Origin of the sequence: Saccharothrix syringae (genome assembly GCF_009498035.1) — a bacterium.
Classification (GTDB): Bacteria; Actinomycetota; Actinomycetes; order Mycobacteriales; family Pseudonocardiaceae; genus Actinosynnema; species Actinosynnema syringae.
The window spans coordinates 9,223,519-9,242,823 of the sequence record NZ_CP034550.1; the positions used below are offsets into that span (position 1 = coordinate 9,223,519).

Annotated in this window: 22 protein-coding genes and 1 pseudogene; 5 read left to right on the top strand and 18 right to left on the bottom strand. The window is 73.9% G+C overall.

Going from position 1 to position 19,305, the window contains the following annotated elements; translation table 11 throughout:
- Positions 1–245: 245 nt before the first annotated feature.
- The gene (dctA, locus tag EKG83_RS38485) at positions 246–1,625 is read right to left on the bottom strand and encodes a C4-dicarboxylate transporter DctA (protein ID WP_033430659.1); all 1,380 of its coding nucleotides are present in this window, start codon (positions 1,623–1,625) and stop codon (positions 246–248) included.
- Between the two features lie 140 nt (positions 1,626–1,765).
- Here dctA and EKG83_RS38490 point away from each other — a divergent pair, with 140 nt between their 5' ends.
- Positions 1,766–2,695 (top strand): TAXI family TRAP transporter solute-binding subunit, encoded by a 930-nt coding sequence (locus tag EKG83_RS38490; protein WP_228122367.1) that lies wholly within the window; start codon positions 1,766–1,768, stop codon positions 2,693–2,695.
- 287 nt (positions 2,696–2,982) lie between these two features.
- Here EKG83_RS38490 and EKG83_RS38495 read toward each other — a convergent pair whose 3' ends face one another.
- On the bottom strand, positions 2,983–4,353 hold the full coding sequence (locus tag EKG83_RS38495) for a sensor histidine kinase (RefSeq protein ID WP_033430660.1): 1,371 nt from the start codon (positions 4,351–4,353) through the stop codon (positions 2,983–2,985).
- Positions 4,354–4,592: 239 nt separating this feature from the next.
- Between EKG83_RS38495 and EKG83_RS38500 the strand changes: the two genes are divergently transcribed.
- Positions 4,593–5,114: an AMIN-like domain-containing (lipo)protein gene (locus EKG83_RS38500; RefSeq protein WP_033430661.1), complete on the top strand. Its 522-nt coding sequence runs from the start codon at positions 4,593–4,595 to the stop codon at positions 5,112–5,114.
- Between the two features lie 70 nt (positions 5,115–5,184).
- Here the strand turns inward: EKG83_RS38500 and EKG83_RS38505 are convergent, their stop codons facing one another.
- From EKG83_RS38505 to EKG83_RS38540, 8 genes and pseudogenes are all read right to left on the bottom strand, one after another.
- On the bottom strand, positions 5,185–5,850 hold the full coding sequence (locus EKG83_RS38505) for a response regulator transcription factor (RefSeq protein ID WP_033430662.1): 666 nt from the start codon (positions 5,848–5,850) through the stop codon (positions 5,185–5,187).
- Positions 5,851–5,854: 4 nt separating this feature from the next.
- Entirely contained in the window at positions 5,855–6,901 is a 1,047-nt protein-coding gene (gene lgt / locus EKG83_RS38510; protein ID WP_033430753.1) for a prolipoprotein diacylglyceryl transferase, read from the bottom strand.
- A 34-nt stretch (positions 6,902–6,935) separates the two neighbouring features.
- Positions 6,936–7,331: pseudogene (locus EKG83_RS38515) on the bottom strand (Uma2 family endonuclease); the annotation flags it as partial.
- A gap of 215 nt (positions 7,332–7,546) precedes the next feature.
- Positions 7,547–8,332, bottom strand: coding sequence for a tryptophan synthase subunit alpha (gene trpA, locus EKG83_RS38520; protein ID WP_033430663.1), 786 nt, complete (start codon positions 8,330–8,332; stop codon positions 7,547–7,549).
- Positions 8,329–9,552 (bottom strand): tryptophan synthase subunit beta, encoded by a 1,224-nt coding sequence (gene trpB / locus EKG83_RS38525; protein ID WP_033430664.1) that lies wholly within the window; start codon positions 9,550–9,552, stop codon positions 8,329–8,331. Before trpB ends, trpA begins: the two co-directional genes overlap by 4 nt.
- Positions 9,553–9,560: 8 nt before the next feature.
- Positions 9,561–10,373 (bottom strand): indole-3-glycerol phosphate synthase TrpC, encoded by an 813-nt coding sequence (gene trpC / locus EKG83_RS38530; protein WP_033430665.1) that lies wholly within the window; start codon positions 10,371–10,373, stop codon positions 9,561–9,563.
- A 189-nt stretch (positions 10,374–10,562) separates the two neighbouring features.
- Positions 10,563–11,141: a Trp biosynthesis-associated membrane protein gene (locus EKG83_RS38535; protein WP_228122368.1), complete on the bottom strand. Its 579-nt coding sequence runs from the start codon at positions 11,139–11,141 to the stop codon at positions 10,563–10,565.
- On the bottom strand, positions 11,134–12,711 hold the full coding sequence (locus tag EKG83_RS38540) for an anthranilate synthase component I (RefSeq protein WP_051765575.1): 1,578 nt from the start codon (positions 12,709–12,711) through the stop codon (positions 11,134–11,136). The genes EKG83_RS38535 and EKG83_RS38540 overlap by 8 nt, the downstream gene beginning before the upstream one ends.
- Positions 12,712–12,805: 94 nt before the next feature.
- On the opposite strand from EKG83_RS38540, the gene EKG83_RS38545 reads away from it, so the two are divergent.
- Complete coding sequence (locus EKG83_RS38545; RefSeq protein ID WP_033430666.1) at positions 12,806–13,420, top strand: TetR/AcrR family transcriptional regulator; 615 nt, start codon at positions 12,806–12,808, stop codon at positions 13,418–13,420.
- On the opposite strand, the gene hisI is transcribed toward EKG83_RS38545, so the two are convergent.
- Genes hisI through hisF form a run of 3 tightly spaced genes read right to left on the bottom strand, consistent with a single transcriptional unit; the run spans position 13,413 to position 14,898 of the window.
- On the bottom strand, positions 13,413–13,757 hold the full coding sequence (hisI, locus tag EKG83_RS38550) for a phosphoribosyl-AMP cyclohydrolase (RefSeq protein WP_033430667.1): 345 nt from the start codon (positions 13,755–13,757) through the stop codon (positions 13,413–13,415). The two genes, EKG83_RS38545 and hisI, sit on opposite strands and share 8 nt — an antisense overlap.
- Positions 13,754–14,125, bottom strand: coding sequence for a hypothetical protein (locus tag EKG83_RS38555; RefSeq protein WP_033430668.1), 372 nt, complete (start codon positions 14,123–14,125; stop codon positions 13,754–13,756). Before EKG83_RS38555 ends, hisI begins: the two co-directional genes overlap by 4 nt.
- Positions 14,125–14,898, bottom strand: coding sequence for an imidazole glycerol phosphate synthase subunit HisF (gene hisF / locus EKG83_RS38560; protein ID WP_033430669.1), 774 nt, complete (start codon positions 14,896–14,898; stop codon positions 14,125–14,127). The genes EKG83_RS38555 and hisF overlap by 1 nt, the downstream gene beginning before the upstream one ends.
- Positions 14,899–15,104: 206 nt before the next feature.
- On the opposite strand from hisF, the gene EKG83_RS38565 reads away from it, so the two are divergent.
- A complete protein-coding gene (locus EKG83_RS38565; RefSeq protein ID WP_033430670.1) occupies positions 15,105–15,308 on the top strand; it encodes a cold-shock protein in 204 nt (67 codons plus the stop codon).
- 63 nt (positions 15,309–15,371) lie between these two features.
- A complete protein-coding gene (locus EKG83_RS38570; RefSeq protein WP_033430671.1) occupies positions 15,372–15,746 on the top strand; it encodes a PPOX class F420-dependent oxidoreductase in 375 nt (124 codons plus the stop codon).
- A gap of 48 nt (positions 15,747–15,794) precedes the next feature.
- Here EKG83_RS38570 and priA read toward each other — a convergent pair whose 3' ends face one another.
- From priA to EKG83_RS38595, 5 genes are read right to left on the bottom strand one after another with little or no spacing between them, the layout of a single operon-like run.
- Positions 15,795–16,529, bottom strand: a complete 735-nt coding sequence (priA, locus tag EKG83_RS38575) for a bifunctional 1-(5-phosphoribosyl)-5-((5-phosphoribosylamino)methylideneamino)imidazole-4-carboxamide isomerase/phosphoribosylanthranilate isomerase PriA (protein WP_033430672.1) — start codon at positions 16,527–16,529, stop codon at positions 15,795–15,797.
- Positions 16,530–16,538: 9 nt separating this feature from the next.
- Positions 16,539–17,174, bottom strand: coding sequence for an imidazole glycerol phosphate synthase subunit HisH (gene hisH, locus EKG83_RS38580; RefSeq protein ID WP_033430673.1), 636 nt, complete (start codon positions 17,172–17,174; stop codon positions 16,539–16,541).
- A 52-nt stretch (positions 17,175–17,226) separates the two neighbouring features.
- Positions 17,227–17,703: a hypothetical protein gene (locus EKG83_RS38585; protein WP_033430674.1), complete on the bottom strand. Its 477-nt coding sequence runs from the start codon at positions 17,701–17,703 to the stop codon at positions 17,227–17,229.
- A gap of 9 nt (positions 17,704–17,712) precedes the next feature.
- Positions 17,713–18,615, bottom strand: coding sequence for a transketolase family protein (locus EKG83_RS38590; protein ID WP_033430675.1), 903 nt, complete (start codon positions 18,613–18,615; stop codon positions 17,713–17,715).
- On the bottom strand, positions 18,612–19,301 hold the full coding sequence (locus EKG83_RS38595; RefSeq protein WP_033430676.1) for a thiamine pyrophosphate-dependent enzyme: 690 nt from the start codon (positions 19,299–19,301) through the stop codon (positions 18,612–18,614). The genes EKG83_RS38590 and EKG83_RS38595 overlap by 4 nt, the downstream gene beginning before the upstream one ends.
- Between the last annotated feature and the right edge of the window lie 4 nt (positions 19,302–19,305).

A 19,305-nucleotide genomic window follows, 5' to 3' on the forward strand; every position in this document is an offset into this window, starting at 1 on the left:
GCGCGTGTCCTCCGTTCAGACACCGCGAGTCCTCCACTCGGACACCGCGAGTCCTCCGCTCAGACACCGCGTGTCCTCCACTCCGTCACCGCGTGCGTCCAATTGGACACGCTGCGTCGACCACTCCGGCGCACGGGAAAACCTCCACCCGAGCGCCGGTGAAAGCGCCCGAGCGGAGGTCTCGTCGTGTCCGAGTGGAGGACACGCGGTGTCCCAGTGGAGGACACGCGCGGTTTGAGGGGGTCTCAGGTGGTGGCGGGGGCGGGTTCGCGGGGGTCGGTGGCGGTCGGCTCGTCGTCGTCGCCGTGCCGGCGGTCCATCAGGGCGTCCACGTCGACGTCGGCCGGGTTGTCGAGCACCCGCTTGAGCTGGTCGCGGTCGAGCTGGCCCTGCCAGCGGGCCACGACCAGGGTGCCCACGCCGTTGCCGATGACGTTGGTGATGGCCCGCGCCTCGGACATGAACCGGTCGATGCCCACGATCAGGGCGATGCCCACCGCCGGGATGGCGCTGTTGGCCTCGAACGCGGTCAGCGACGCCGCCAGCGTGACCAGCCCGGCGCCCGTCACGCCCGCCGCGCCCTTGCTGGCCAGCAGCATGAACAGCAGCAGGCCGACCTGGGTGCCCAGCCCGACGTCGTGGCCGGTGGCCTGGGCGATGAAGATCGCGCCCATGGTCAGGTAGATGCAGGTGCCGTCCAGGTTGAACGAGTAGCCGGTCGGGATGGTCAGGCCCACCACCGACTTGTCCGCGCCCGCCGCCTCCAGCTTGACCAGCATCCGGGGCAGCACCGACTCGCTGGACGACGTGCCCAGCACGATCAGCAGCTCGTCCTTGATGTAGCGCAGGAACTTGAAGATCGAGAACCCGGCGTAGAGCGCCACCCCGCCCAGCACCACGAGGACGAACAGCAGGCACGTCGCGTAGAACGACCCCATCAGCCACGCCAGCTTGCCCAGGATCGTGCCGCCGAACTTGCCGATCGTGTAGGCGATGCCGCCGAACGCGCCGATCGGCGCCGCGTACATGACGATCTTGATGACGCCGAACATCACCTTGGCCACGGTGTCCAGCGCCTGCACGACCCGCTCGCCGCGCCTGCCCATGCCCGCCACGGCCACCGCGACCAGGATCGCCACCAGCAGCACCTGGATCAGCTGCCCGTCGGTGAACGCGCCGACGAAGGACTTGGGCACCAGGCTGAGGATGAACCCGGTGACGCCGGTCTCCGCGGTCTTGGCGTCGGCGAGCGTCTTCTCCGCGGCCCCGTCGTTGATCGGGATCGGCGGGCCGTGGTGGCCGGGCTGCACCACGTTCACCACGAGCAGGCCGATCGCCAGCGCGACCGTGGTCATGGCGGTGAAGTACAGGATGGTCCGCAGCGCCAGGCCGCCCGCCTTGGCCAGGTTGCCCAGGCCGGCGATGCCCACCACGACGGTGCAGAAGATGGTCGGCGCGATGACGACCTTGACCAGCGCGACGAAGAAGTCGGCCAGCCACTTCATGCCGGACGCCTGCTCGGGGAAGGCGTACCCGACGACCACGCCGAGCACGATCGACACCAGCACCCAGAAGTACAGGTGCTTGTAGATCGGTTTGCGCTCACGGGCTGGTGCGCTGACCACGTCTCCTCCAGGGGCTTCGGGCGGTCCGTTGGCTGGTGATCCTGAGCACAGCCCGGAGCCGCGACAAGGAGGCCGCCCGAAACTTCAGGTCCCTCTGACGTAACACGTGGTTCACCCGCCCGTGGCACTAGTCTGCGGGCGTGCAGGTGTCCCGGCGCTCGGTGCTGCTCGCCGCCCTCGCGGCGGGGGTGCCCGGCTGCACCGCCACCGACGCGCCGGCCGTCGACGAGCTGGTGCTGGCCACCGGCCCGGACGGCGCGGTGTTCCAGGAGATCGGCCGCGCGCTCGCCACCGCCCTGGCCGACCAGCTGCCCGCCACGCGCGTGGTCGCCCGGCCGAGCAACGCGTCGGTGGAGAACGTCCGGCTGCTGCGCCAGGCCGAGGTCCACCTGGGACTGTCGTCGTTGGACCCCCTCGACGGCGCCCTGCTCAGCGCCGAGGACCCCGGCGGCATCAGCGCCGTCGGCCGGCTCTACGACAGCTTCCTGCAGGTCGCCGTGCCCGCGTCGAGCCCGGTGCGCACCCTGGCCGACCTGGCCGGCCGCGTGGTGTCGTTCGGCCCGGTGGAGTCGGGCTCGGAGTTCACCGCGTCGAGGCTGCTGGACCTGCTGGGCATCCGGGTGGACGCGCGCAACATGGGGCACGACGAGGCGGCGCGCAGGCTGGCCGCGGGCGGGATCGACGCCCTGCTCGCGCTGACCGGCATCCCCACCCCGGCGATCACCCACGCGCAGGCCGGAGTCCCGATCCGCCTGCTCGACCTGCCCGACGAGGCGGTGCGCCTGGCGGAGGCATACCCGGGCCCGTACGTGCCGGCCACCATCCCGGCCACCACTTACGGCGACCTGGGTCCGGTGCACACGTTCGCCGTGCCCAACCTGCTGCTCGCGCGGACGTCGCTGGACGACGACCTGGTCGAGGTGGTCACGCGGACGGTGTTCACCGAGTCCGAGCGCATCGCCGCCGGGCACCCGGAGGCGAGCCGGATCAACGTGCGGACGGGTATCGCGACCGGCCAGGTGCCCCTGCACCACGGCGCGGCGCGGTGGTTCCGGGCGAACAAGCGGTGAGGGGTTCCGCGGACGGGGTCGGTGCGGCCGGCGGCGCGTTCGGGGACGGCCGGGTGGTGTCGGCGGGGCGGTGTCGGCGGGGCGGTAGCCGGGCAGGTGGTGGCAGGCGCCGGCGAGGCCGTAACCGGTCAGGCTGTGGCAGGCGCCGGCGGGTGTCGGCGAGGCGGTAGCCGGTCGGGTGCCGGCGGGTGCCGGCGAGGCGGTAGCCCGGCAAGTGGCGGCGGGTGCCTGCGGGACCGTGGCCGGTCGGGTGGTGGCGGACCGCGTGCGGCCGCGCCGCCGGGGCGCTACGGCTCGTGGTCGGCGGGCGCGAGCCTGACCACGGCGTCCAGGCCGTGCGGGTCGGCCGGGCGCAGCAGGAGTTCGCCGCCCGCCGACTCGACCAGTTCGGCGCAGATGGACAGGCCCAGGCCCGTGCCGGGGACGTTCTGGTGCCTCGGCGCCCGCCAGAAGCGGCTGAGGGCGGCGGTCCGCTCGTCCGGGGTCAGGCCGGTGCCGTTGTCGGTGACGTGCAGTTCCACGTGGTCGCCGGTGCGCTCGGCCCACAGCCTGACGCGCGTGGCACCGGACAGGCGGACGGCGTTGCCGACCAGTTCGTCCAGCACGCTGCCCAGCCCGCCGGGCGGGGCCAGGACCCTCAGGGCCGGCGGGACGTCGAGGTCCAGGGCGATCCCGCCGGCCAGGGCGCGCCAGCCGGGGACGCGCGTGGTCAGCAGGCCGTCGACGTCGACCGGTTCGGCGGCCGAGGCGCTGTCCAGGCGGGTGGCGGCCAGCAGGGCGTCCAGGACGCGGCCCATCTCCTCGGCCTCCTCGGCGGCGATGCGCTGGGCCTCGCGGCCCGCCTCGTCGGTCACGTGCGGCGCGACGTTGTCGACCGCCAGGCGGAGGCTGGCCAGGGGGTTGCGCAGCTGGTGGGAGGCGTCGGCGACGAACGCGCGCTGGCGGCGCAGGGCCCGGCCGACGACGTCGACCATGGCGTTGAAGCTCGCGGCCAGGCGGCGCAGCTCCGGCGGGCCGCCGACCTCGTCGACCCGCGCGTCCAGCTCGCCGCCCGCCACCGCGGCGGTGACCTCGTCCAGGCGGCGGACCGGGCGCAGCACCCACCGCGACATCGGCCAGGCGCCCGCCACCACCGCCAGCAGCGGGACCAGGCCGATCAGGGCCAGCACGCCCCACTGGCGCAGGATCGCCGAGCGCAGCGACCCGGTGGGCGAGACGGTCACCACGGCGGCCACGACCTCGCTGTCCCGGCCGACCGGTTCGACCACGACCAGGTCCACCCGCTCCCACGGCCAGATGAACTGGTCCGGCTCGCCCCGGTAGCCGCTGAAGGCGGTCTTCAGGCCGGCGGCCACCTCCGGGTCGTCCAGGTCGAACTCCTGCCGGGACGCCGCGACGACGTCGTGGTCGGTGCCGACCAGGGCGGCGGCTATGCCGTAAAGCTCGTCGTAGCGGACCAGCTCCTCGCGCAGCGCGGTCAGGCGGTCCGAGGCCAGGGCGTTCTCGGCCAGCGAGGCGAAGCGGCCCGCGTCGGCCAGGCGGTCGAGGTAGGTCTCCTGGCTCTCCCGCTGCGCGACGGCGAACCCCAGCGGCACGCCCAGCGCGGCGACCAGGGCCACCAGCAGCGGGACGAGCAGGACCAGCAGGCGGCGCAGCACGTTCGCACCCTCCCGGAAGTGACCCGCCCCGCGCGGGCCGTCGTGACCGCGGGAACCCGGATGCTACGCAGGTCGGCGGCGGTGCTCGGGTCGGCGGTACCACGCCGGGCATGTCTCCGGGTGGTCCACGACTCGTGGGGTGCGGGGGCGGTCGGTCTTGCCGGAAGCCCCCTTCCCGGCGGGTCGGCGCGGCATACTCGCCGGGCGGGTCGCGTGAGCCCGCGCAAGGGGGAATTCTCATGGTGCGCAAGGTTGCGGCTTTACTGGCGGCGGTCGTGGCGGCGGTGCTGGTCGCGCCTGCGACGGCGTCGGCCGCGGTGTGCGAGACCGGGTGGGGAACCGGTCCGAAGTCGGCCTGGCCGACGAGCAGGGGTGCGCTGGTCGACGTCCGGGCGGGTCAGCACGAGTGCTACGACCGGCTGGTGTTCGACTTCACCGGGGTGAACGACGGTTACTCGGTGTCGTACGTGCCCGAGGTCGTGCACGAGGGCTCGGGCAAGCCGGTGCCGCTGCGCGGTGCCGGGAAGTTGCAGATCACCGTCGACTCGCCCGCGTACGACGAGGCGGGCAACCCGACCTACGTGCCGGCCAACCGGGCCGAGCTGGTCGACGTGACCGGGTACCGGACGTTCCGGCAGGTGGCCTGGGCCGGGTCGTTCGAGGGCCAGACTTCGGTGGGGTTGGGCGTGCGCGAGGTGCTGCCGTTCCGCGTGTTCGCGCTGACCGGCCGCGTCGTGGTGGACGTCGCGCACACCGCGTGAGCCGCTGATCGGGCGTGGGCCGCCACCCGGTGGCCCACGCCGCGTCCCGGCCCGGTGCGAACCGCCCCGGTCAGGCGTGGGCCGCCGCCCGGTAGCCCACGCCCCGGATCGTCTCGATCCGGACGGCGTCGCCGAGCTTGCCGCGCAGGGCCGCGATGTGGGTGTCGAGCGTGCGCGACGGCGCCTCCCAGTGCGCCTGCCACACCTGGTCCACGATCAGGTCGCGGCTGACCACCGTGCCCGCCCGCGCCACCAGCAGCGCCAGCAGGTCGAACTCCTTGCGCGTCAGCGGCACCGGCACGCCGTCCACGCGGGCCTCCCGGCCCTCCGGGTCCAGGGTCAGCGGACCCAGCGTGACCACCTGCTCCCGCTCGGCCGCGCGGGCGGAGCGGGTGCGGCGCAGGACCGCCTCGATGCGCGCCAGCAGCTCGGCGGTGCCGAACGGCTTGACCACGTAGTCGTCCGCGCCCAGGCGCAGGCCGAGCACCCGTTCCCGCTCCTCGCCGCGCGCGGTGACGGTGATGATCGCCGTGCCGGTGCGGTGGCGCAGCTCGCGCAGCACGTCCAGGCCGTCGCCGTCGGGCAGGCCCAGGTCGAGCAGCACGACGTCCGCCGGTTGGGCGGTCAGCGCCGCGGCGGCCGTGGCCGCCCGGTGGACCTCGTACCCCGCGTGCCGCAGCGCGGTGAGCAGACCACGCGCCACCCGGTCGTCGTCTTCGACGACGAGGATGCGCATGCCGCTACCGGCTCGGCTGGTCGCCGGGGTCCGCGGGCTTGGCGCCGGGGTCGGCGGCGTCGGGCTTGGCCTCGGGCACGGTGGTGACCTCGCTCCGCTCGGCCTCCGCCGGGTGGGCACCGCCCGTCCCGGGCTCGGCGGAACCGGTGGCCTCGGACGGCTCGGGGTCCTGGTCCGGTCGGGCGTCCGGCTGGGGGCGCACGATGACCTCGCGCTCGCCCTTGCGCGCCGCCAGCAGGAAGTAGACGACCGCGCCGAGGAACACCAGCACGGAGGTGAACACGTTGATCCGGACGCCGAACACCTCGGTGGCCGGGTCGGTGCGCATCAGCTCGATCCAGAACCGGCCCGCCGTGTAGCCCGCGACGTAGAGCGCGAACACCCGGCCGTGGCCCAGCCGGAACCTGCGGTCCAGCCACACGATCAGCAGCGCGACGCCGAGGTTCCACAGCAGCTCGTAGAGGAACGTCGGGTGCACGATCTCCAGCGGGGTGTGGTCCAGCGCCACGCCGCCCAGGTCGTCCTTGAAGCCGGTGGCCGGGTCGACCCGCTCGTAGATCTCCAGGCCCCACGGCAGGGTGGTGGGACCGCCGTAGAGCTCCTGGTTGAAGTAGTTGCCGAGCCGGCCGATCGCCTGGGCGGTGACGATGCCCGGCGCCAGGGCGTCCGCCATCGCGGGCAGCGGGATGCCCTTGCGGCGGCAGCCGATCCACGCGCCGACGCCACCCAGCGCGATGGCGCCCCAGATGCCCAGGCCGCCGTTCCAGATGGCCAGCGCGTCCAGCGGGTTGCGGCCCTCGCCGAAGTACTTGTGGTAGTCGGTCGCCACGTGGTAGAGCCGGCCGCCGACCAGGCCGAACGGGACCGCGAACACGGCGATGTCGGTGACCTCGCCCTTCAGCCCGCCGCGGGCGACCCAGCGCCGCTCGCCCCACCAGATCGCCACGATGATGCCGAGGATGATGCACAGCGCGTAGGCGCGGAGCGGGATCGGTCCCAGGTGCCACACGCCCTGGTCCGGGCTCGGGATCGTCGCCAGGTAAGTCGTCACCACGGCACCACCGTAGTGGGTGGTCCGATCGGCTCTACCGCGACAGCTCGATTGTTACCGGGAAGGGTCGTTCGAGTTCGAGCACGCCGCCACCGCTGCGCGCCGCCTCCGCGTGCTCCCCGGCTTCGAGCTCGAACACCGTCGCGACGGGCACCGCGCCCTTCGGGTCCACGACCAGGTAGAACGGCACCCCGGCCTCGGCGTGCAGCGCGGGTTTGAGGCACTGGTCGACCACCCTCGTGTCCGGGGACAGCACTTCGGCCACGAGCAAGGCGGCGGCCGGCACGGGGCACTCGTCGGCACCGGACGAACCGACCAGGAGGTCCGGCCTGAGCAGGGCGCCGGAAAGTCGGACCGGGGTGCCGAGCAGCACGTCGACCCCGGGCGGGCAGGCGGCCACCAGCGGCCCGACCAGGCGCGCGAGCACGCGCTGGTGGACGAGGCCGGGCCGTCACCACCCGGCACCCACCGGTCCACTCCACGACCTGGGTCCGGTCGCCGGGCAGCGCGGGAGCCGTGCGGGTTGCGATCTCTTCGAGGTGGACCTCGTCGGTGTGCGTGATCATGGCTCCACCATGCCCGCGCCCACCGACGTTTTCCAGCCCCAGACTCCCCCGAACGGCCTACGTCACTCGAACGTATGCACTATGCCGGAGCGGCCACCTGGCGCACCCCGCGAGCCAGCTCCTCGGTCAGCGCGGCCACCCCGTCGTCCTCCACGGCCGACACGAACGCCGACCCCACGATGACCCCGTCGGCCACCGCGGCCAGCTCCGCCGCCTGCGCCCCGTTGCGCACCCCGAGCCCCACGCCCACCGGCATGTCGGTGTGCTCGCGCACCCTCTTGACCAGCGCCGGGGCCGCCGACGACACGACGTCGCGCGCGCCCGTCACGCCCATCACCGACGTCGCGTACAAAAAGCCCCGCGACGACCGGGCCGCCATCCGGATGCGCTCCGCGCTCGACGACGGCGCGACCAGGAAGATCCGGTCCAGGTCGTGCGCCTCGGTCGCCGCGATCCACTCCGCGCCCTCGTCCGGCACCAGGTCGGGCGTGATGACGCCCAGCCCTCCCGCCGCGGCCAGGTCGCGCGCGAACCGGTCCACCCCGTAGGCCAGCACGGGGTTCCAGTACGTCATGACCACCGCGCGCCCGCCGGCCGACGCCACCGACTCGACCACGCCGAACAGGTCCCGCACCCGGAACCCGCCGCGCAGGGCGGTCTCGGCCGCGCGCTGGATGGTCGGTCCGTCCATCACCGGGTCGGAGAACGGCAGCCCCACCTCGACCACGTCGCAGCCGGACGACACCATCGTCCGCAGCACGTCCTTCGAGCCCTCGACGGTCGGGAAGCCGGCGGGCAGGTACCCGATCAGCGCCGCCCGCGACTGCGCCCGGCACTCCTCGAAGACCTCGCCCAGCCTGCTCACGAGTCCACCCCCAGCCCGAACCACTTGATCGCGGTGTCCATGTCCTTGTCACCGCGGCCGGACAGGTTGACCAGGATCAACCCGTCGGGCCCCAGCTCGCGGCCGAGCTTGAGCGCGCCGGCCAGCGCGTGCGCCGACTCGACCGCCGGGATGATGCCCTCGGTCCGCGACAGCAGCGCGAACGCCTCCATCGCCTGCGCGTCGGTCACCGGCCGGTACTCGGCGCGCCCGGTGTCCTTCAGGTGCGCGTGCTCCGGCCCGACCCCGGGGTAGTCCAGCCCGGCCGAGATGGAGTGCGCCTCGGCGATCTGCCCGTCCTCGTCCTGGAGCACGTACGACATCGCGCCGTGCAGGGAGCCGGGGGTGCCCGCGGTCAGCGTGGCGCCGTGCCGGGCCGTGTCGATGCCGTCGCCGCCGGGCTCCAGGCCGACCAGCCGCACCGACGGGTCGTCGATGAAGCCGTGGAAGATGCCGATGGCGTTGGACCCGCCGCCGACGCACGCGGCCACCACGTCGGGCAGCCGGCCCGCCTTGTCCAGGATCTGCTGCCTGGCCTCCACGCCGATGACGCGGTGGAAGTCGCGCACGAGCACCGGGAACGGGTGCGGCCCCGCCGCGGTGCCCAGCAGGTAGTGGGTGTCGTCGACGTTGGCGACCCAGTCGCGCAGCGCCTCGTTGATGGCGTCCTTGAGCGTGCGCGACCCGGTCTTGACCGGGATCACCCTGGCGCCCAGCAGCCGCATCCGGGCCACGTTGAGCGCCTGCCGCTCGGTGTCGACCTCGCCCATGTAGATGACGCAGTCCAGGCCCATGAGCGCGCACGCGGTGGCCGTGGCCACGCCGTGCTGGCCCGCGCCGGTCTCGGCGATGACCCGCTTCTTGCCCATGCGCTTGGTCAGCAGCGCCTGGCCCAGCACGTTGTTGATCTTGTGCGAGCCGGTGTGGTTGAGGTCCTCGCGCTTGAGGAAGATCCGCGCGCCGCCCGCGTGCTCGGCGAACTTCGGCGCCTCGGTGAGCAGCGAGGGCCGACCGGCGAAGTCGCGCAGCAGCCTGGCGAACTCGTCCAGGAACTCCGGATCGACCCGCGCCTTCTCGTAGAACGCGGCGAGCTCGTCCACCGCGCCGATGAGGGCTTCCGGCATGAACCGGCCGCCCCACGGCCCGAAGTGGCCCCGCTCGTCCGGGTCGTGTGGTGTCGGAGCCAACTGGCCGCGCGACATGCGCCCTCCTACCGGCTCGGCCGGGGACACGCGGGGTGCGAACCCGCCGTCACCAGCTTGTTCACCGCGACCTTGGGGTCGCCGCTCGTGACCAGGCTCTCGCCGACCAGCACCGCGTCGGCGCCCGCGCCCGCGTACGCCATCAGGTCACCCGGTCCGGTGACGCCGGACTCGGCGACCTTGATGGTGTCGAAGGGCAGGCCCGGCGCGATCCGCCCGAACACGTCCTTGTCGACTTCCAGGGTGTGCAGGTTGCGGGCGTTGACGCCGATGACGCTCGCGCCCGCCTCCAGCGCGCGGTCGGCCTCCTCGGCCGTGTGCACCTCGACCAGGGCCGTCATGCCCAGCGACTCGACCCGGTCCAGCAGCGAGACCAGCGCGTTCTGCTCCAGCGCGGCCACGATCAGCAGCACCAGGTCCGCGCCGTGCAGGCGCGCCTCGTGCACCTGGTAGGGGCTGACGATGAAGTCCTTGCGCAGCAGGGGGACCCGCACCGCCGCGCGCACCGCGTCGAAGTCGGCCAGCGAACCGCCGAACCGGCGCTGCTCGGTCAGCACGCTGATGCAGCGCGCGCCGCCCAGCTCGTACTGCACCGCCAGCTCCGCGGGCTCGGGGATGTCGGCCAGCTCCCCCTTCGACGGGCTCTTCCGCTTGACCTCGGCGATGACGCCGACCCCCGGGGCGCGCAGCGCGGACATCACGTCCTGCGGCGGCGGCACCTTGGCCGCCTGCTCCCTGAGCACGTCGAAGGGCAATGCGGCCTCACGCTGGGCGAGGTCTTCCCGGACGCCCTCGATGATCGCCTCAAGCACGGTAGTCATCCGAGCACCTCGCTCGACTCCGTCAGACCTTCCGGTTCAGTCGCAAGCTCCCGCACGTCACGCTCCCCTTCCCGCCACGAGGATGCTAACCCCGTCACGCGACCCCTTCGGCCACCGGGGTGGCGCTGGTTCGGGCCGCTGATCGGGGTTTCCCCGTGCCGACGTGCGCCGATCCACGCCCCCGGTGGGTCAGTCGCGGGCGGTCGGGTCGTCGCCGCGCTCCAGGGAGTTCCACAGCTCGCGCTCGGGGTCCGCGGTCCGCCTGGCCGCGCCCGGCGTCTGGTAGCCGCCGCCCAGCCTCGGCATGGCCGCGCCGCGCACGAGCAGCAGCGCACCGGCCGCGACCACCAGGGCCGCGCCCGCGACGACCAGGGCCTGGCCGACCACCGGGCCGGCTGCTCCCACCAGCTGGAACGCCGCCGCGACGCCCGCCAGGAGCACCACGGCGCCGAGCACGCGCCGCACCCAGCCGCCCATCGCCACCACGGCGGCGATGGCGGCCAGGCACAGCAGCGCCAGCGGGACCAGGGCGGGCGGCGCCCCGCCGCCGTCGCGCCCGGCCGCGTCGTCCCAGGTGACGGCGGAGGCGCCCCACAGCGCGCCCGCGCCGGCCAGGAGCAGGACCACGGCGATCCACAGTGGACGCCGCTCGCGGGCCCGGCCGGCGGAGGCGTCCTCCGCGACGTCCCCGGGCGCGGGACCGGGACCGGGCTCGGCCCGGGGGACGTCCCCGGGACCGTCTCCAGGCGTGGGACCGTCCTCAGACACGGGCCGGAGCCGTCGCTTCACCCGCGGTGTCCGCCTCGGACTCGTCCGCGGCGGGCGCCATGGTCTCGGCCGTGGCGACCGCGGCCAGCACCGCGCCCGCCTTGTTCAGGCACTCGTTGTCCTCCGCCGCCGGGTCGGAGTCGGCCACGATGCCCGCCCCGGCCTGCACGTACGCCACCCCGTCGCGGATCAGGGCGGTGCGGATGGCGATCGCGGTGTCCGCGTCGCCGGCGAAGTCCAGGTAGCCCACCACGCCGCCGTAGAGGCCGCGCCGGGTCGGCTCCAGCTCCTCGATCAGCTCCATCGCCCGCGGCTTGGGCGCGCCGGACAGGGTGCCCGCCGGGAAGCACGCCGCGACCGCGTCGAACGCCGTGCGCCCCTCGGCCAGCTCGCCGCTGACCGTGGACACGATGTGCATCACGTGCGAGTAGCGCTCCACCTTGAAGAAGTCGACCACGGTCACCGAGCCCGGCTTGCACACCCGGCCCAGGTCGTTGCGGCCCAGGTCGACCAGCATCAGGTGCTCGGCGCGCTCCTTGTGGTCGGCCAGCAGGTCCTTCTCCAGCAGCGCGTCCTCCTCCTCGTCCAGGCCGCGCCACCGGGTGCCCGCGATGGGGTGCGTGGTCGCCTTGCCGTCGCGCACGGTGACCAGCGACTCCGGGCTGCACCCGACGATGTCGAAGTCCTCCAGCCGCAGCAGGTACATGTACGGGCTGGGGTTGGACGTGCGCAGCACCCGGTAGACGTCCAGCGGGTCGGCGGTGGTGCGCACCTCGAACCGCTGGGACAGCACGACCTGGAACGCCTCGCCCGCGCGGATGGCCTCCTTGGCCCGCTCCACCACGGCGCGGTACTCCTGCGGCGACCGGCGGCGGGTGAACTCCGGCTTGGGCCGCGAGAACACCGCGGCCGTGGCGGGCGCGGACGACTGGAGGTCCCGGGTCATCCGGTCCAGGCGGGCCACCGCGTCGTCGTAGGCGGCGTCCACGCGCTCCGGCGAGTCGTCCCAGTTGATGGCGTTGGCGATGAGCGTGACCGTGCCCTCGTGGTGGTCCAGCGCCGCGAGGTCGGTGGCGAGCATCATGACCAGTTCGGGAAGCCGCAGGTCGTCCTCCGCCAGCGAGGGGAGCCGCTCCAGCCGCCGCACCGCGTCGTAGCCGATGTAGCCGACCATGCCGCCGGTCAGCGGCGGCAGGCCGGGCAGCGGGTCGGTGCGCAGCACCTCGATGGTCTCGCGCAGCGCGGCCAGCGGGTCGCCGCCCTCGGGCAGGCCGACCGGGTGCTGGCCCTGCCAGAACGCCTCGCCGCCGGTCGCGGTCAGCGCGCCGGCGCTGCGCGCGCCGACGAACGACCAGCGGGACCAGGACCGGCCGTTCTCCGCCGACTCCAGCAGGAACGTGCCCGGGCGGTCGGCCGCGAGCTTGCGGTACAGCCCGACGGGCGTCTCCGCGTCGGCCAGCAGCCGCCTCACCACCGGGACGACCCGCCGCTCGGCGGCGAGCTCGCGGAACTCCTCGCGCGTGGGGCTGACCTCGCCCAGGCCGGTACCGGCACCGATGACGCTCACCATGGCGGACATTGTGCCCGGTGCGCGCCCGTCCCCGGGCCGGGGTGTCATTTCAACGTCCGTTGAAAAATACCCGGTCGTCGCTCATGATGGTCGCGTGAACGCCGACGCCCCGCAAACCGAGCCCAAGCGCCGCGGCCGCCGGGCCGGCGGCGCCGACACCAGGGCCGCCCTGCTGGACGCCGCCCGCGAGGTGTTCGTCGAACGCGGTTTCGAGGGCGCGACCGTGCGGTCCATCGCGGCGCGGGCGGGCGTGGACGCGGCCATGGTCAACCACTGGTTCGGCGGCAAGGAGGGCTTGTTCGCCAAGGCCGTGCTCCAGGTGCCGATCGACCCGAACGTGCTGGTCGGTCGGCTGCTCGACGGCCCGCCCGAGCAGATCGGCGAGCGGATCGTGCGCAACTTCCTCGGCGTCTGGGACGCCACCGGCGGCGGCCAGTTCGCCGCCATGGTCCGCAGCATCACCTCCCAGGAGCGGGTCGGCGAGGCGATGCAGCAGTTCTTCGTGCAGACCCTGCTCAAGCGGGTCATCGGCCACCTCGGCGTGCCGGACCCCGAGCTGCGCGCCACCCTGGTGGCCAGCCAGCTCTTCGGCATGGGCGTGGTCCGGTACGTGGTGCGGTTCGAGCCGTTCGCCTCGGCCGACGTGGACACCATGGTCCGGGCGATCGCGCCGAACCTCCAGCGCTACCTGACCGGCGACATCAGCTGAGCAGCACGTCGGCGTCGAAGCAGGTGGCGTCGCCGGTGTGGCAGGCGGCGCCCTCCTGGTCCACCACGAGCAGCACGGTGTCGCCGTCGCAGTCCAGCCGCACCTCGTGCACCCGCTGCGCGTGGCCGGAGGTCTCGCCCTTGACCCACAGCTGCTGCCGGCTGCGCGAGTAGTACGTGGCGCGGCGGGTGGTCAGCGTGCGGTGCAGCGCCTCGTCGTTCATCCAGGCCACCATCAGCACCTCGCCGGTGCCGCGCCGCTGGGCCACCGCGCACACCAGGCCGTCGGCGTTGCGCTTGAGGCGCGCGGCGATCGCCGGGTCGAGCACACCGGTCAACGCTGTCCTCCGATGAAGTGCAGTCGGGCGGGTCGGGTGTTGAGCAGCACCACGGCGAAGACGTGGACCGCGGAGAGCACGCCGGAGAGCACGCGGACCCACACCGGGCCGTCGCCCAGCACGGTGAGCAGGTGGACCAGGGCGACCAGGCCGAACAGCCAGGCCGCGGTCAGCCGCGCGGGGCGCAGCCCGGCGACCAGGCCGACCAGCACCAGCAGCTCCGGCACGGCCACGATCACCGGGAAGCGGATCACCCCGGGGTCGCCGTCGAGCTGGGCCCACAGCAGGCCCTCCAGGACGAACAGCAGCGCGCCGGCCGCGCCGACCAGGCAGGCCAGGCGCACCTCCGCCGGGGCGTTGCGCAGCATCACCGCACCACCGCGCCGGCCTCGCGCAGGCCCTGCTTGACGTCGCCGATGCGCAGCGTGCCGAAGTGGAACACGCTGGCCGCGAGCACCGCGTCCGCGCCCTCGGCCACCGCGGGCGGGAAGTGCTCGACCCGGCCGGCGCCGCCGCTGGCGATCAGCGGCACGTCCACCACCTCCCGGGTGAGCCGGATCAGCTCCAGGTCGAACCCGGCCTTGGTGCCGTCGGCGTCCATGGAGTTCAGCAGGATCTCCCCCACGCCCAGCTCCTGGCCGCGCGCGGCCCACTCGACCGCGTCGATGCCGGTGCCCCGGCGGCCGCCGTGCGTGGTGACCTCGAACCCCGACGGGGTGGGCCGCTCGCCCTCCGGCACGCGGCGCGCGTCGACCGACAGCACGATGCACTGGGCGCCGAACCGGCGGGACAGCTCGCCCAGCAGCTCGGGGCGGGCGATGGCGGCGGTGTTCACGCTCACCTTGTCCGCGCCCGAGCGCAGCAGCTTGTCCACGTCCTCGGCGCTGCGCACGCCGCCGCCCACGGTCAGCGGGATGAACACCTGCTCGGCGGTGCGGCGGACCACGTCGAAGGTGGTCTCGCGGTCACTCGAGGAGGCGGTCACGTCCAGGAAGGTCAGCTCGTCGGCGCCCTCGGCGTCGTAGGCGCGCGCCAGCTCGACCGGGTCGCCCGCGTCGACGAGGTTGGTGAAGTTGACGCCCTTCACCACCCGGCCCCGGTCGACGTCCAGGCAGGGGATCACGCGCACCGCTACTGACATGCCCAAAAGCCTACGTGGCGACCTCCGGCCGGTGCCGCCAGGGCGACAGGACGGCCGATGTGTGGTTAACTGGAGGAGGTCGATGGTTTTGTGTCGTGTCATCCACGCTCGCGAAACGCGTTTGAGCGTGGAGTTCTCTCCCAACGCCCGGACCGGCCGCAGTGGGTGCGTCCGCCCCCGCTGGTACGCGGTAAGAGGAGAAAAGAATGGCCAACGGCACCGTCAAGTGGTTCAACTCGGAAAAGGGCTTCGGCTTCATCTCCCCCGAGGACGGCGGCGCGGACGTGTTCGTGCACTACTCGGAGATCCAGGGCGGCGGCTACCGCAGCCTGGAGGAGAACCAGCGCGTGAGCTTCGACGTCGGCCAGGGCGCCAAGGGCCCGCAGGCGACGAACGTCACCGCCATCTGACCTGACGGTCTCGTGGAGGCCCCGTCCCGGCATCGCCGGGGCGGGGCCTCTACCGTCTTCCCCATGGGCCTGGGAGACGGCAAGTACCTGTTGTTGACGACCTACCGCAAGGACGGCACGCCCGTGCCCACCCCGGTGTGGGTGGTGTCCGACGGCACGGCGCTCTACGCGTGGTCGGCCGCCGACGCGGGCAAGGTCAAGCGCATCCGGCGCGGTGGTGAGGTCGAGGTCGGGCCGTGCGACCTGCGGGGCAACCCGACCGGCCCGCAGGTGCCCGGCCGGGCGCGGCTGCTCGACCGGGCCGGCAGCGACCGGGTGCGGGCGCTGATCGCGCGCAAGTACGGCCTGCTGGGGCGGCTGACGCTGCTGGGCAGCCGGCTGCGCCGGGGCGTCGGGGGCTCGGTGGGCATCGAGATCACGCCGTCGACCCCGGGGTGACCGGGCAGGCCGCCGAGGCCCGCGCCGGCGGCCGGGTCGACGCCGCGATCAGCCGCGCACGGCGGTCAGCGCCTCCGGGAGCGTGAACGCGCCCGCGTAGAGCGCCTTGCCCACGATCGCGCCCTCCACGCCGTCCCGGTTCAGCGCGGCCAGCGCCACCAGGTCGTCCACGCTGGACACCCCGCCGGAGGCGATCACCGGCGCGTCGGTGCGCGCGCACACCTCGCGCAGCAGGTCCACGTTCGGGCCCTGGAGCGTGCCGTCCTTGCTCACGTCGGTCACCACGTAGCGGGCGCAGCCGTCGCGGTCCAGCCGCTCCAGCACCTCCCACAGGTCGCCGCCGTCCGTGGTCCAGCCGCGCCCGGCCACCCGGTAGCCCCGCTCGCCGATGCGCACGTCCAGCCCGACCGCGACCTTGTCGCCGTGCTCGGCGATGGCCTTCGCGCACCACACCGGGTCCTCCAGGGCGGCCGTGCCCAGGTTGACCCGGGCGCAGCCGGTGGCCAGCGCCCTGGCCAGCGACTCGTCGTCGCGGATGCCGCCGGACAGCTCTGCCTTGACGTCCAGCTCGCCGATCACCCGGGCCAGCAGCTCGCGGTTGTCGCCCCGGCCGAACGCGGCGTCGAGGTCGACCAGGTGCACCCACTCGGCGCCGTCGCGCTGCCACGCGAGCGCGGCGTCCAGCGGGCTGCCGTAGGAGGTCTCGGTGCCGGCCTCGCCCTGGACGAGCCGGACCGCCTGGCCGTCGGCCACGTCAACGGCCGGGAGGAGCGTGAAGGTCACGCGAACAGCCTAGTTGAAGCTCTTCAGCCAGTTCTCCAGCAGGTGCGCGCCCGCGTCGCCGGACTTCTCCGGGTGGAACTGGGTCGCCCACAGCGGCCCGTTCTCCACCGCCGCGACGAACTCGTCACCGCCGTGCGCGGACCACGTCACCAGCGGCGCCTTGAGCGTGCCCGACTCCTCCAGCTCCCACTTGCGCACCGCGTAGGAGTGCACGAAGTAGAACCGGGTGTCGGCGTCGAGGCCCGCGAACAGTCGGCTGCCCCCGGGCGCCCGGACGGTGTTCCAGCCCATGTGCGGCACGACCGGGGCCTCCAGCCGCTCCACCGTGCCGGGCCACTCGCCGCAGCCCTCGGTCTCCACGCCGTGCTCGATGCCCTTGCCGAACAGGATCTGCATGCCCACGCAGATGCCCAGCACCGGGCGCCCGCCGGCCAGCCGCTGCCCGATCAGCCGGGCACCCCGCACGGAGTTCAGGCCCTCCATGCACGCCGCGTACGCGCCCACGCCCGGCACCACCAGGCCGTCGGCGTCGAGCACCGCCCGATGGTCCGCGGTGACCTCGACGTCGGCGCCGACGCGCTGGAGCGCGCGCTCGGCGGAGCGGAGGTTGCCGGATCCGTAGTCCAGTACGACGACTCGTGCCACGCGTCCAGGCTACTAGCCCGGCGGGGAACCGCCCCGTGTCGCCGGGCACCCGCTAGGCCAGCGGCGAACCGCCCTGCGTCACGGGCACCACGGGCAGCACGGTGTTGATCGGCAGGCCCGCCTCGGACGGCAGGGTCGTCACCCAGGCGTCCGCGCGGCCCTCGTCCACCAGCGCCCGGACCTCGGCCACGTCGGGCGGCAGGTCGGCCGCGCCGGGCTTCGCGTCGAGCCGCCACCAGCGCAGCAGCCCGACCAGCCGGCGCGGCGCACCGGTGTAGCCGGACACCGCGCCGTCGGTCCACACCTCACCGGCCGGGCTCCAGCGCACCAGCAGCGCCGACGAGCCGGTCCGGCGCACCTGGTCGGCCAGCCGCAGCGCCGCGGCGAACCCGATCTGCCTGCGCGGCAGCAGCACGGTCCCGGAGGCCACCGGGACCAGCGCCGCGGGACCCGCGACCGCGCGGTGCAGGTTCAGCTGCAGCTCGGCGGTCGGCGCGGGTGACCAGATCAGGCTCCTCGGCACGCTCACGGGCAGAGATCATGCCGCAGCGACCGGCCCGGAGAACATCCGACGCGCGGCCGCGGCGACGCCGAGCACGTCGAGGTCGTGCGCGGAGTCGTGGTCCTCGGCGGTGCCGTAGGCCCGCAGCTCGGCCTCCCGCCGCACGCCCAGCGACCGCAGCCGGTGCGGCACGTCGGCCAGCGCCTCGGCCGCGAGGTGCGCCGACGTGCCCGCCAGGTACGGCTCGACCAGCAGCACGTCGGCCCGGTCGGCCCGGCCGACCGCGGCGCGCAGGCCGGCGGCGTCGAACGGGCGGACGGTCGTGGCGTAGAGCACGGTCACGTCGAGGTCCCGGGTCGCCTCGACCGCGGTGTCCAGCATCGGCCCGACCGCCACCACCACGCCCCGCCGGCCGCGCCGCACCTCGGTGAACCCCTCGACCACCGGGTGCGGCGCGGCGTTGTGCCGCAGGGACAGCCGGACGTAGACGCGGTCGTCGCCGGCCAGCGCGGCCCGGATGACCGGCTCGACCTCGTCCGGGTGACCCGGCACGTGCACGGTCCAGCCGGGCAGCGTGTCGAACAGCGCCACGTCGCCGGGCGCCTGGTGCGTGCGGCCCCACGCCGGGTCGTCGTACGAACCGCCGATGCTCACCAGCACCCCGCCCACGTCCTGGTGCCCGAAGTCCAGCTTGACCTGCTCGAACGGGCGCTCGACCAGGAACGGCGCGTAGCTGTGCACCACGGGCCGCAGGCCGGTCAGCGCCAGGCCCGCGCCCACCCCGACCATGGCCTGCTCGCGGATGCCGACGTTGACCAGCCGCTCCCCCGGCCGGAACGCGTCGCGCGAGATCTCGGCGATCACGACCACCACGCGCGGGTCGTGCCGCATCACGTCCTCGACGGTGTCCGCGAACACCTGCCGCATCGTCGCCGTCATCGCTCCCCCTCGATCCTCGCCACCACGGCCAGCGGCCGGCCGGGGTGCTCCTGCGTGAACGCCCCGTGCAGCGCCGCGTGGTCTCGCCCGTCCACTGTGGACGTCTGCCAGCCCTCGACCTCGAACCGCCGCGCCACCCCGCCCGGCCAGCCGTGCGTGCCGGACTCGTTGTCCACCACCACGGTGGTCAGCCGGTCCAGGCCGAGCCGGCCGGCCAGCGCGATCGCCTCGTGGTTGCTGCCCTCGTCCAGCTCCGCGTCGCCGACCAGGACCACGGTCCGGGCCGCGCGCCCCTGGAGGCGCAGGCCGATCGCGGTGCCCACGGCGATGGGCAGTCCGTGCCCCAGGGACCCGCTGCCGATCTCCGCCCCCGGCACCAGCACCCGGTCGGGGTGCTGGCCCAGCGGCGAGTCCCACCGGGTCCAGGTGTCCAACGTGGACGGTTCGAGGAAGCCCTTCGCGGCCAGCACCGCGTAGTAGGCCATCGGCCCGTGCCCCTTGGACAGCAGGAACCGGTCGCGGTCCGGGTCGTCGACCCGGTCCGGCGAGACGTCCAGCACCCGGTCGTAGAGCACCCACAGCACGTCGAGCGTCGACGCCGCCGCCCACTCGTGCTTCTCGTCCCCGGTCATCCGCCGGAACAACGCGGGGAGGTCCGCGTACCCCGGCTCGCTTCGCACTGTCATGAGA